This window comes from Pseudomonas laurylsulfatiphila, from assembly GCF_002934665.1.
GTDB classification, from domain to species: Bacteria; Pseudomonadota; Gammaproteobacteria; order Pseudomonadales; family Pseudomonadaceae; genus Aquipseudomonas; species Aquipseudomonas laurylsulfatiphila.
Genome location: NZ_NIRS01000004.1, coordinates 555,800 through 568,233 on the forward strand (window position 1 = coordinate 555,800; position 12,434 = coordinate 568,233).

A 12,434-nucleotide genomic window follows, 5' to 3' on the forward strand; every position below is an offset into this window, starting at 1 on the left:
AAAGTCCTTTTTCCTTAGGGGTGAAACACCTTGGCCAAGATTCTCGTGGTTACATCCGGCAAGGGTGGTGTGGGTAAGACCACCACCAGCGCCGCTATCGGTACCGGTCTCGCTCTGCGCGGCCACAAAACAGTTATCGTCGACTTCGACGTGGGCTTGCGTAACCTCGACCTGATCATGGGTTGCGAGCGCCGCGTGGTGTATGACTTCGTCAACGTGGTCAACGGCGAAGCCAACCTGCAACAGGCCCTGATCAAAGACAAGCGCCTGGAAAACCTCTACGTGCTGGCCGCCAGCCAGACCCGCGACAAAGATGCGCTGACCGTCGAAGGCGTGGAAAAAGTCCTGATGCAACTCAAGGAAGACTTTGAGTTCGTGGTCTGCGATTCCCCGGCGGGCATCGAGAAAGGCGCCCACCTGGCCATGTACTTCGCCGATGAAGCGATCGTCGTGACCAACCCGGAAGTCTCCTCGGTACGTGACTCCGACCGCATGCTCGGTCTGCTGGCCAGCAAGTCCCGTCGTGCCGAGCGCGGCGAAGACCCGATCAAGGAACACCTGCTGATTACCCGTTATCACCCGGAGCGTGTGAGCAAAGGCGAAATGCTCGGCGTAGAAGACGTCAAGGAAATCCTTTCGGTGACCCTGCTCGGCGTGATCCCTGAATCCCAGGCGGTGCTCAAGGCATCCAACCAGGGCGTTCCGGTGATTCTCGACGACCAGAGCGATGCAGGCCAGGCCTACAGCGATACCGTTGACCGCCTGCTGGGCAAGACCGTGGATCATCGATTCCTTGATGTACAGAAGAAGGGATTCTTCGAGCGCCTGTTTGGAGGCAACTAAGCAATGAACCTTTTTGACTTCTTTCGTGCCAACAAAAAGCAAAGCACCGCGTCGGTAGCGAAAGAGCGTCTACAGATCATCGTGGCGCACGAACGCGGCCAACGCAGCACCCCGGACTACCTGCCGGCCTTGCAGAAGGAACTGGTCGAGGTGATCCGCAAGTACGTCAATATCGGGTCCGATGACGTGCACGTCGCACTGGAAAGCCAGGGCAGCTGCTCGATTCTGGAACTCAACATCACCCTGCCTGATCGCTGAGTCGATCCGGCTGGAGCCACGGCGGCTCAGGCCCTTCAGGCCTTTGTAGGAGCTGCCGCAGGCTGCGATCTTTTGATCTTGTTATTGAAATTCAAAATCAAAAGATCGCAGCCTGCGGCAGCTCCTACGGGGAACGAGGGGCCTGAGCCGCCGTTGGCGTTTGTTACGAGGCTGTTTTAATGCCGTTGTCCAACATCCACATCATCCATCAGGACGCTGCCGTACTGGTGGTGAACAAACCGACCCTGTTGCTCTCTGTCCCTGGCCGGGCCGATGACAACAAGGACTGCCTGATTACCCGCCTGCAGGAAAACGGCTACCCGGAAGCGCGAATCGTCCATCGGCTGGACTGGGAGACGTCCGGCATCATCCTGCTGGCTCGCGATCCGGATACCCATCGCGAGCTGTCCCGGCAATTTCACGACCGCGAAACCGAAAAGGCCTACACCGCCCTGTGCTGGGGTCAGCCGGAACTGGACAGCGGCAGCATCGACCTGCCCTTGCGCTACGACCCGCCGACCAAGCCGCGCCACGTGGTCGACCATGAATTCGGCAAACATGCGCTGACCTTCTGGCGCGTGCTGGAGCGTTGCGGCGACTGGTGCCGCGTTGAGCTGACACCGATCACCGGCCGCTCCCACCAGTTGCGCGTGCACATGCTTTCGATCGGTCATCCGCTGCTGGGTGACGGGCTCTATGCCCACGAGCAGGCGCTGGCGGCCTGGCCGCGCCTGTGCCTGCACGCGAGCATGCTGACCTTCACCCATCCGCAAAGTGGCGAGCGCCTGCGCTTCGAGTGCCCGGCACCGTTCTGAGATCCATACACTCCCCCTGTAGGAGCTGGCTTGCCAGCGATGGCGTCCATTCAGGCGATAAATATGTCGACTGATCCACCGCAATCACTGGCAAGCCAGCTCCTACAGGAGTCCTGCATGCTCAAACTGGGTGTCTACCCCAACATCAGCCCACCGCCACTTCTGCAACCAATACGTTAAACTGGCGCCACTGCTGTCTGGAGCTACTTTATGCGCGAAGAGTTGAACCAAGGCCTGATCGATTTCCTCAAGGCCTCCCCTACCCCGTTCCATGCCACCGCCAGCCTTGTTCAGCGCCTGGAAGCGGCGGGCTATCAACGCCTCGACGAGCGCGAGCCGTGGAATACCGAAGCCAACGGTCGCTACTACGTCACCCGCAATGACTCTTCGATTGTCGCGATCAAAATGGGCCGTCATTCGCCGCTGCACGGCGGCATTCGCCTGGTCGGCGCCCACACCGACAGCCCGTGCCTGCGCGTCAAGCCGCAACCGGAGCTGCAACGCCAGGGTTTCTGGCAGCTGGGTGTCGAAGTCTATGGCGGCGCACTGCTGGCACCGTGGTTCGACCGCGACCTGTCCCTGGCCGGCCGCGTGACCTTCCGGCGTGATGGCAAGGTCGAGAGCCAGTTGATCGACTTCAAGGCCCCGGTCGCGATCATTCCGAACCTGGCGATTCACCTCAACCGCGAAGCCAACATGGGCTGGGCCATCAACGCCCAGACCGAACTGCCGCCGATCCTCGCGCAATTCGCCGGTGACGAACGCGTGGACTTCCGCGCGGTGCTCACTGACCAACTCGCCCGCGAACACGGCCTGAATGCCGATGTGGTGCTCGATTACGAGTTGAGTTTCTACGACACCCAAAGCGCTGCGGTCATTGGCCTGCATGGCGACTTCATCGCCGGCGCGCGCCTGGACAACCTGCTGTCGTGCTATGCCGGCCTGCAAGCGCTGCTGACGGCCGACACCGACGAAACCTGCGTGCTGGTCTGCAACGACCACGAAGAAGTCGGTTCCTGCTCAGCCTGCGGTGCCGATGGCCCGATGCTGGAGCAAACCCTGCGTCGCCTGCTGCCTGAAGGGGATGAATTCGTACGTACCATTCAGAAATCCCTGCTGGTTTCGGCTGACAACGCCCACGGCGTGCATCCGAACTACGCCGACAAGCACGATGCCAACCACGGCCCGAAACTCAACGCCGGCCCGGTGATCAAGGTCAACAGCAACCAGCGCTACGCCACCAACAGCGAAACCGCCGGGTTCTTCCGTCACCTGTGCATGGCTGAAGAAGTGCCGGTGCAAAGCTTCGTGGTACGCAGTGACATGGGCTGTGGCTCGACCATCGGCCCGATCACCGCCAGCCACCTGGGCGTGCGCACCGTGGACATCGGCCTGCCGACGTTCGCCATGCACTCGATCCGCGAACTGTGCGGCAGCCACGACCTGGCGCACCTGGTCAAGGTACTGAGCGCGTTCTACGCCTGCCGCGAGTTGCCGTAAACCCTGTAGGAGCTGCCGCAGGCTGCGATCTTTTGATTTTGTTTTTAAGATCAAGATCAAAAGATCGCAGCCTGCGGCAGCTCCTACACACACATCACTTCGGCTGCTTTAAAAGCGGCCTAGACTTCAAGTATCCCTTCGACAAGGCTGTCTCCATGATTTCGATGTCCACCTTTCACGCCATGCTGATCCCGATTCTTGCCGGGATGCTCCTGCTGGCCGTCGGCTTCAACTTTCGCGACAAAAACGCCGGTGTGTTCGCCATGTGGATCGGCATGCTGACCATCCTCGCGACCGTGGTGATCAAGATCCTCGCCAAACTCAACGAATAATTCATCGCCCTTGGCTCGCATTGATTTTGACGGCCTCGTACACTCGGTCGATCCGCTCCTTGCGAGGTTGACCGCCTAGTGTTCGCTCGTCTTTTTGCCCTTCCGTATATTTTCCTTGTCTGCCTGATGCTGCTGCCAGTGGCACCTGCCCAGGCGGTCGGCCTTCCAAGCCTGCTCGGCGGCCAGGCCAAGGCGCAGCCCGAAGCACAGGAACCGCTGGGGCAGTCCCTGGACGAAGTGATCAAGTCACTGGAAAACGATCAGCAACGCGCCAAGCTGCTGGCCGATCTGAAAAGGCTCCGTGACACCACCAAACAAGCCCAACCGATTACCGAAGAAGGCGTGCTGGGTTTGATTGGCGGAACCCTGGCCACGATCGAAAAGAAATTTTCCGGCGACGACAGTCCGCTCACGCGCTGGTCCAGCGAGTTCGACCAGGCCCAGGAAGAGCTGATGGCGCTGGCGCTGCCGGCCAATGAATGGCTGCCGATGCTCTTTGCGTTCGCCATGATCCTGATGGTCTGGAGCCTGCTGGCCGCCGCGCTGATCTGGATCAGCCACCGCGTGCGCATGCGTTTCGGCCTGACTGAGGAACTGCCGCAGCACCCCCGCGCCCTGGACATGTTGCGCTTTGCCTTGCGCAAGCTCGGGCCATGGCTGATCGCCCTGGTGATCACGATCTACATGAGCTATGCCCTGCCCTCGTCCCTGGGCAAAAGCCTGGCGATGGTGCTGGCCTATGCATTGGTCGTCGGCACCTGCTTCTCGGCCATCTGCGTGATTGCCTTTTCCCTGCTCGACGGCCCACACCGCCACCGCGCCTTGTACATTCTGCGGCACCAGGCGTTTCGACCGCTGTGGCTGATCGGCAGCTTCGCCGCATTTGGCGAAGCGCTGAGCGACCCAAAACTGGTCGACAGCCTCGGCAGCCATCTGGCCCATACGGCTGCCACGATTGCCAATGTCCTGGCAGCTTTGTCCACCGCCCGGTTCATCTTGCGTTTCCGCCGCCCGATCGCCCACCTGATCCGCAACCAGCCGCTGTCCCGACGCCTGACCCGGCGCGCCCTCAACGACACCCTGTCGATTCTCGGCACCTTCTGGTACGTGCCGGCTCTGGTGCTGGTGGCCATCTCCCTGTTCGCGACGTTCATTTCCGCCGGCGACACCAGCACTGCCCTGCGCCAGTCGCTGATCTGCACCGTGTTGCTGGTGTTGTGCATGGTCATCAACGGCCTGGTACGCCGCCACGCCCTTAAGCCCCAGCGCGGAATCCGGCGTTACGCCGTGTATTCGGAACGGCTGAAAAACTTCTTCTACACCATCCTCCACCTGTTGGTGTGGCTGGCCTTTATCGAGCTCGGCCTGCGGGTCTGGGGCATGTCCTTGATCCGCTTTACCGAAGGCGATGGCCACGAAGTCAGCGTCAAGTTGTTCAGCCTCGCCGGCACGCTGTTGTTCGCCTGGTTGATCTGGATTCTCAGCGACACCGCCGTGCACCACGCACTGACCCGCTCGCGCAAAGGCCTGGCCAATGCCCGCGCGCAGACGATGATGCCGCTGATTCGCAACGTGCTGTTCGTGGCCATCTTCATTGTCGCGCTGATCGTTGCACTGGCGAACATGGGCATGAACGTCACGCCGCTGCTGGCCGGTGCCGGTGTGATCGGTCTGGCCATCGGCTTTGGTGCGCAATCGCTGGTAGCCGACCTGATTACCGGGCTGTTCATCATCATCGAAGACTCCCTGGCCATCGACGACTACGTGGATGTCGGCGGCCACCTCGGCACGGTCGAAGGCCTGACCATCCGCACCGTGCGCCTGCGGGACATCGACGGCATCGTCCACACCATTCCGTTCAGTGAAATCAAAAGCATCAAGAACTACTCCCGGGAATTCGGCTACGCGATCTTCCGGGTAGCAGTGCCGGCCAACATGGACATCGACAACGCCATCAAACTGATGCGCGAAGTCGGCCAGAAAATGCGCACCGATCCGTTGCAGCGACGCAATATCTGGTCGCCGCTGGAGTTCCAGGGGGTGGAAAGTTTCGAGTCGGGTAATGCGATCCTGCGCGCCCGCTTCAAGACCGCGCCGATCAAGCAGTGGGAAGTGTCGCGAGCGTTCAACCTGTCACTCAAGCGGCACATGGATGAAGCCGGATTGGACCTGGCGACACCGCGGATGAGCATTCAGGTCACCGCCGCCGCCGGCTCCCCGGAACAACCCTTGTAGGAGCTGCCGCAGGCTGCGATCTTTTAAAAATCAAAAGATCGCAGCCTGCGGCAGCTCCTACGAGGTCAAACCACGTCAACGCCGACATGAATCGCATCATGCCGCCAGAACTCCAGATCGCAGTCGATCAGGCGTTCATACTGGTCATAGTTGACGCGGGCAATCCGTAAGCCCGGGCTACCCGCCGACACCTTCAGCGCCGCCGCCGCATCCACCGACAACGCCGTGGGCACAATCTCGAAGCGCACCCGCCCATAGTGCAAATCGTAATGCCGCGCGTACAACTCGGTGATCGACTGATTCAAATCGAAATCGAGGATTCCCGGAAAGTACTGCGGGTTCAGATAGTGCTCCACATACAGCACCAGCCGCCCGTCGATCCGCCGTGAGCGGCAGATCTGGATCACGCTCGACAGCGCCGGCAATTGCAGCCAGGCACAAACGGCCGCCGACGCCGGTTGCAATCGCGCCGAAATCACCTCCGTGGACGGCACCCGCCCCTGGGCACTGACCATCGCGTGAAAGTGGCTGCGCTGCATCAGGTTGTACGCCAGGCGTGGCGGCGAGACGAACCAGCCGCGACGCTCCTCGCGATAAATCTGCCCCTGCGACTCCAACTGCAACAACGCCTCACGCAAAGTGATCCGCGTGGTGCCGAACAATTCACTGAGCTTGCGCTCGGCCGGCAATTTGCTGCCCGGGGCCAACAAGCCGTGGTCGATCTGCTCCTGAAGTACCTGGCCGATGGCTGTTACCGCCTTTGTTGCCTCTTCACGCATCAACGTTTCCTTTCTGGACTAGACCAGCACCAATTCAGGGCAGAACCGCCGCGCAATCCGGCTCATTCAATAGTCTGCAAGCGTAGGCAGCGTAGATGACCGAGATGTGACAAAGCTGCCCAACGGTCGCCATTCTGCGAACTCGAAAACCTGCAAATCATCGGCCAAGTCCCTTGCCAGCCGAGGGCTTGACCATGGTCTACGCTTATCAGGCCAGTCGCGATACCGCTGAACAAAAAGTCCTCCAGGGCGACGAGCGACATCAAAGTGTCATCCAGCCCCCTTAAATTGGCTCAGGTATTGCTGACCTAGACCAACACAAACCGCAATCGCAGCGTTGAACACGACCCAAGGAGCTTCGGAATGAAAAAGCTTTTCCTGGCATCACTGTTAGGCTCGACCATCGCAATGTGCACCGCCGCCATGGCGGCCGATGATTTGAAAACCCTGGAAGCCGCTGCGAAAGCGGAAGGCGCCGTCAACAGCGTCGGCATGCCCGATGACTGGGCCAACTGGGCCGGCACCTGGAAAGACCTGAGCGACAAGTACGGCCTCAAGCACATCGACACCGACATGAGCTCAGCCCAGGAGATCGCCAAGTTCGCCGCGGAGAAAGACAACGCCAGCGCCGACATCGGCGACGTCGGTGCAGCGTTCGGCCCGATCGCGGTCAAGCAGGGCGTAGTCCAGCCCTACAAGCCTTCCACCTGGGATCAGGTGCCAGCCTGGGCCAAGGACAAGGACGGCAACTGGGCACTGGCCTACACCGGCACCATCGCTTTCATCGTCAACAAGAAGTTGCTGCACGGCTCCGAAGCCCCGACCAAATGGGCTGACCTCAAGAGCGGCAAATACAAGGTGTCCATCGGTGACGTGAGCACTGCAGCCCAGGCAGCCAACGGCGTACTGGCCGCGGCACTGGCCAACGGTGGCGACGAGAAAAACCTGCAGCCTGCCCTGCTGCTGTTCGCCGACATCGCCAAGCAAGGTCGCCTGTCGATGTCCAACCCGACGATTGCCACCATGGAAAAAGGCGAAATCGAAGTCGGCGTGGTCTGGGACTTCAACGGCCTGAGCTACAAGGCCAAGATGGCCAACCCGGATGACTACGTGGTGCTGATCCCGTCCGACGGCTCGGTGATTTCCGGTTACACCACCATCATCAACAAGTACGCGAAAAACCCGAACGCCGCCAAGCTGACCCGCGAATACATCTTCAGCGACGCCGGCCAGATCAACCTGGCCAAGGGCAACGCCCGTCCGATCCGTGCCGAGCACATCACACTGCCGGCCGACGTGAAGGCCAAGCTGCTGCCTAACGAGCAGTACAAGAAAGTGACGCCGATCAAAGACGCGGATGCGTGGGAAAAGACCTCCAAGGCCCTTCCTCAGAAGTGGCAGGAAGAAGTCATCATCAATATGCAGTAATGCTGCATCCGTAGGAGCTGCCGCAGGCTGCGATCTTTTGATTGTGCTTTTTCAAGATCAAAAGATCGCAGCCTGCGGCAGCTCCTACACCGTTCAGTTTTGATTCTGGAGTCATCGCCCCTATGAAGCACAACGTCATCCTTGTGGTGCTCGACGGCCTCAACTACGAGGTCGCCCGTCACGCCATGGGGCACCTGCAGGCGTACGTCGGTGCAGGACGTGCGGCACTCTACAAGCTGGAGTGCGAGTTGCCGGCCCTGTCCCGCCCGCTGTACGAATGCATCCTGACCGGCGTTGCGCCCATCGACAGCGGTATCGTCCACAACAACGTTTCGCGCCTGTCCAACCAACGCAGCATCTATCACTACGCCACCGACGCGGGTCTAGTCACCGCCGCGGCGGCCTATCACTGGGTCAGCGAACTGTATAACCGTTCGCCTTTCGTGGCGGCACGGGACCGCCACACCGATGATCCGCAACTGCCGATCCAGCATGGGCATTTCTACTGGAACGATCACTACCCCGATTCGCACCTGTTCGCCGACGCCGAAAACCTGCGCCAGCGCCATGCGCCGCACTTTTTACTGATCCACCCGATGAACATCGACGACGCCGGGCACAAGCACGGCCTCGACACCCCGCAGTACCGCAACAGCGCCCGCTCGGCCGACATCATCCTGGCCGACTACCTGCAAGGCTGGCTCGGTGCCGGTTATCAGGTGCTGGTCACCGCCGACCACGGCATGAACAACGACCGCTCCCACAACGGCCTGCTGCCGGAAGAACGTGAGGTGCCGTTGTTCGTTCTCGGTGACGCCTTCAGCTTCGACGCCGGCGCAGCGCCGAAACAGACCGAGATCTGCGGCACCGTCTGCGAGTTGCTGGGCGCGCCCCACGACAAACCGGTCTGCCGGGAGCTGCTCAAGTGAATGCCATGACCCGCAGTAAATGGCTCGCAGCCTTATGCCTGGTCCCGTTCGCACTGTTCTTCATCGTGTTCGAGATCGCACCGCTGACCTGGGTGATGATCAACAGCCTGCAATCGGAAGAATTCGGCTGGGGCCTGGCCAACTTCAGCAAAATCTTCAGTTCGAAGTTTTACCTGCAGGCGATCCAGTACAGCCTTGAGATCAGCTTCTGGTCCAGCGTGTTCGGGATCATCATCGCGATACTGGGCGCCTACTCCCTGCGCCGGGTCGATTCGAAACTGCGCAACTTCGTCAACGCCTTCGCCAACATGACCAGCAACTTCGCGGGCGTGCCCCTGGCCTTTGCGTTCATCATTTTGCTCGGCTTCAATGGCAGCTTCACCATCATGCTCAAGCAGGCCGGCATCATCCAGGATTTCAACCTGTACTCGAAAACCGGGCTGATCATTCTCTACACCTACTTCCAGATTCCCCTCGGCGTACTGCTGCTGTACCCCGCCTTCGATGCGCTGCGCGAAGACTGGCGTGAGTCCGCTGCGCTACTGGGCGCCGACGGTTGGCAGTACTGGCGGCACATCGGATTGCCGGTGTTGACGCCGGCACTGCTGGGCACCTTCGTGATCCTGCTGGCCAACGCCCTCGGTGCCTACGCCACGGTGTACGCCCTGACCACCGGCAACTTCAACGTGCTGCCGATCCGCATTGCGGCGATGGTGTCCGGTGACATTTCCCTGGACCCGAACCTGGCCAGCGCCCTGGCCGTTGTGCTGGTGGCCTTGATGACCCTGGTGACCATCGTGCACCAGTTGCTGTTGAAGAGGAGCTACCATGTCTCGCGCTGAACTGGGGCCCGCCGGTGTCTACCACCGCGTCGTGGTTTACCTGTTGTTTGCCATCCTGCTGTTGCCGCTGGCCGGCACGCTGATCTACTCGATCGCCAGCAGTTGGTCGGCAACCATTCTGCCCAGCGGTTTCACCCTCAAGTGGTACATCCAGCTGTGGAGCGATCCGCGCTTCCTGAATGCGTTCGGGCAATCGCTGCTGGTCTGCGTGGGTTCACTGATTCTTTCCGTGGTGCTGATCCTGCCGTTGCTGTTCGTGGTGCATTATCACTTCCCGAAACTCGATGCGCTGATGAACATCCTGATCCTGCTGCCCTTCGCCGTGCCACCGGTGGTGTCGTCGGTGGGGCTGCTGCAACTCTATGGTTCCGGACCGTTCGCCATGGTCGGTACACCCTGGATCCTGATCGGTTGCTACTTCACCGTGGCGCTGCCGTTCATGTATCGGGCGATCACCAACAACCTGCAAGCGATCAACCTGCGCGACCTGATGGACGCCGCCCAGTTGCTCGGCGCCAGCACCTGGCAAGCCGCCCTCCTGGTGGTGCTGCCGAACCTGCGCAAGGGCCTGATGGTGGCGCTGCTGCTGTCGTTCTCGTTCCTGTTCGGTGAGTTCGTGTTCGCCAACATCCTCGTCGGCACCCGCTACGAAACCCTGCAGGTCTACCTCAACAACATGCGCAACAGCAGCGGTCATTTCACCAGTGCGCTGGTGATTTCCTACTTCTTCTTTGTGCTGGTTCTGACCTGGATTGCCAATATCTTGAACAGGGACAAAAGCGAATGAGCTATGTCAGCGTCCAACATCTTCAGAAAAGCTTCGCCGGCACCACGGTGTTCAGCGACATCAATTGCGAAATCCAGAAAGGTGAGTTCGTCACCCTGCTCGGCCCGTCCGGCTGCGGCAAATCCACCCTGCTGCGCTGCATCGCCGGCCTGACTTCGGTGGATGGTGGCAAAATCCTGCTCGATGGTGCCGATATCGTGCCGGTGAGCCCGCAGAAACGTGGGATCGGCATGGTGTTCCAGAGCTATGCGCTGTTCCCCAACATGACCGTGGAGCAAAACGTCGCCTTCGGTCTGCGCATGCAAAAGGTCAATGCCGATGACAGCCAGAAACGTGTCGCCGAAGTACTGAAACTGGTGGAGTTGCAGGACTTCGCCGCACGCTATCCACATCAGCTGTCCGGTGGCCAATGCCAGCGCGTCGCCCTCGCCCGCTCGCTGGTGACCCGGCCACGCCTGTTGCTGCTGGACGAACCGCTGTCGGCGCTGGATGCGCGCATTCGCAAGCACCTGCGCGAACAGATCCGTCAGATCCAGCGCGAACTGGGCCTGACCACGATTTTCGTCACACACGATCAGGAAGAAGCCCTGACCATGTCTGACCGGATTTTCCTGATGAATCAGGGAAAGATCGTACAAAGTGGCGACGCCGAAACCCTCTACACTGCGCCGGTGGATGTGTTCGCTGCCGGTTTCATCGGCAACTACAACCTGCTGGACGCCGACAGCGCCTCGAAGCTGCTGCAGCGGCCAATCAACAAGCGCATCGCCATTCGCCCGGAAGCCATCGAACTGAGCCTCAACGGTGAACTGGACGCGCAGGTACGCAGCCACAGCCTGTTGGGCAACGTCATCCGCTACCGGGTCGAAGCCCGGGGCGTGGAACTGGTGGTGGATGTGCTGAACCGCTCGGCGGCCGACCTGCATCCCGATGGTCAGCGCCTGGCGCTTTCCATCGATCCGACGGCCCTGTGTGAGGTAGCCTGATGCCTTTGCTTATGCTGAAGAGAGAACTGCACTGATGGCCCTGGCAATTTTTGATCTGGACGAAACCCTGATCCACGGCGACTGCGCCACCCTTTGGAGCGAGCAGATGGGTCGCCTGGGCTGGGTCGACCCCGAATCGTTCATGCGACAGAACAACGAGCTGATGGACGCTTACAGCCACGGCAAATTGCGCATGGAAGACTTCATGACCTTCAGCCTGGAGCCGATGATCGGCCGCACGCCACAAGAGGTCGAGCATCTGGTTGGCCCCTGGGTGGAAGACTACATCGAGCCGATCATTTTCAGCGACGCCACCAAGGCCATCGCGGCGCATCGCAAGGCCGGCGACCGGATTCTGGTGATCTCGGCCTCGGGCACTCACCTGGTCGGCCCCATCGCCGAGCGCCTGGGCATCGACGAGATTCTGGGCATCGAACTGGAAGTGGCTCAGGGCGTTTACACCGGCCACACCGTGGGCACCCTGACCTACCGCGAAGGCAAGATCACCCGCTTGCTGGAGTGGCTGGATGCGGAAGAGGAAAACCTCGAAGGCGCGAGCTTCTATTCCGACTCACGCAATGACCTGCCGTTGTTGCTGAAGGTGGATTTCCCCCACGTGGTCAATCCGGATCCGGTGTTGCGCGAGCAGGCCGAAAAGGCCGGGTGGCCGATCCACCTCTGGAAATAACCCGGCCCCCCT

The 12,434-nt window shown here is 60.5% G+C and carries 13 protein-coding genes; 12 read left to right on the forward strand and 1 reads right to left on the reverse strand.

All coding sequences use genetic code 11. From position 1 onward, the window contains the following. The first annotated feature begins 30 nt into the window (after window positions 1–30). The 6 genes from minD to CD175_RS17340 all read left to right on the forward strand — a co-directional run bounded on the left by minD (window position 31) and on the right by CD175_RS17340 (window position 5,983). A complete protein-coding gene (minD, locus tag CD175_RS17315) occupies window positions 31–843 on the forward strand; it encodes a septum site-determining protein MinD (RefSeq protein WP_007974946.1) in 813 nt (270 codons plus the stop codon). A 3-nt stretch (window positions 844–846) separates the two neighbouring features. Beyond that, a complete protein-coding gene (gene minE, locus CD175_RS17320; protein ID WP_007974947.1) occupies window positions 847–1,101 on the forward strand; it encodes a cell division topological specificity factor MinE in 255 nt (84 codons plus the stop codon). A gap of 179 nt (window positions 1,102–1,280) precedes the next feature. Beyond that, on the forward strand, window positions 1,281–1,916 hold the full coding sequence (locus tag CD175_RS17330; RefSeq protein ID WP_015096127.1) for an RluA family pseudouridine synthase: 636 nt from the start codon (window positions 1,281–1,283) through the stop codon (window positions 1,914–1,916). A gap of 210 nt (window positions 1,917–2,126) precedes the next feature. Then, window positions 2,127–3,416 (forward strand): M18 family aminopeptidase, encoded by a 1,290-nt coding sequence (locus tag CD175_RS17335; RefSeq protein ID WP_007974949.1) that lies wholly within the window; start codon window positions 2,127–2,129, stop codon window positions 3,414–3,416. Window positions 3,417–3,571: 155 nt separating this feature from the next. Beyond that, on the forward strand, window positions 3,572–3,748 hold the full coding sequence (locus CD175_RS31360; RefSeq protein ID WP_008048365.1) for a hypothetical protein: 177 nt from the start codon (window positions 3,572–3,574) through the stop codon (window positions 3,746–3,748). Window positions 3,749–3,874: 126 nt separating this feature from the next. Continuing rightward, a complete protein-coding gene (locus tag CD175_RS17340) occupies window positions 3,875–5,983 on the forward strand; it encodes a mechanosensitive ion channel family protein (protein ID WP_240629003.1) in 2,109 nt (702 codons plus the stop codon). Between the two features lie 65 nt (window positions 5,984–6,048). On the opposite strand, the gene CD175_RS17345 is transcribed toward CD175_RS17340, so the two are convergent. Next, on the reverse strand, window positions 6,049–6,762 hold the full coding sequence (locus CD175_RS17345) for a UTRA domain-containing protein (protein WP_104449822.1): 714 nt from the start codon (window positions 6,760–6,762) through the stop codon (window positions 6,049–6,051). A gap of 363 nt (window positions 6,763–7,125) precedes the next feature. Here CD175_RS17345 and CD175_RS17355 point away from each other — a divergent pair, with 363 nt between their 5' ends. From CD175_RS17355 to CD175_RS17380, 6 genes are all read left to right on the forward strand, one after another. Further along, complete coding sequence (locus CD175_RS17355; protein ID WP_007974957.1) at window positions 7,126–8,190, forward strand: ABC transporter substrate-binding protein; 1,065 nt, start codon at window positions 7,126–7,128, stop codon at window positions 8,188–8,190. 122 nt (window positions 8,191–8,312) lie between these two features. Continuing rightward, window positions 8,313–9,119, forward strand: coding sequence for an alkaline phosphatase family protein (locus tag CD175_RS17360; protein WP_104449824.1), 807 nt, complete (start codon window positions 8,313–8,315; stop codon window positions 9,117–9,119). Between the two features lie 5 nt (window positions 9,120–9,124). Then, on the forward strand, window positions 9,125–9,961 hold the full coding sequence (locus tag CD175_RS17365; RefSeq protein WP_165824810.1) for an ABC transporter permease: 837 nt from the start codon (window positions 9,125–9,127) through the stop codon (window positions 9,959–9,961). Beyond that, on the forward strand, window positions 9,948–10,748 hold the full coding sequence (locus CD175_RS17370; protein WP_104449825.1) for an ABC transporter permease: 801 nt from the start codon (window positions 9,948–9,950) through the stop codon (window positions 10,746–10,748). Before CD175_RS17365 ends, CD175_RS17370 begins: the two co-directional genes overlap by 14 nt. Beyond that, window positions 10,745–11,734 (forward strand): ABC transporter ATP-binding protein, encoded by a 990-nt coding sequence (locus CD175_RS17375; RefSeq protein WP_095964001.1) that lies wholly within the window; start codon window positions 10,745–10,747, stop codon window positions 11,732–11,734. Before CD175_RS17370 ends, CD175_RS17375 begins: the two co-directional genes overlap by 4 nt. Before the next feature lie 34 nt (window positions 11,735–11,768). Beyond that, window positions 11,769–12,422, forward strand: coding sequence for an HAD family hydrolase (locus CD175_RS17380; RefSeq protein ID WP_104449826.1), 654 nt, complete (start codon window positions 11,769–11,771; stop codon window positions 12,420–12,422). Window positions 12,423–12,434: the final 12 nt, after the last annotated feature.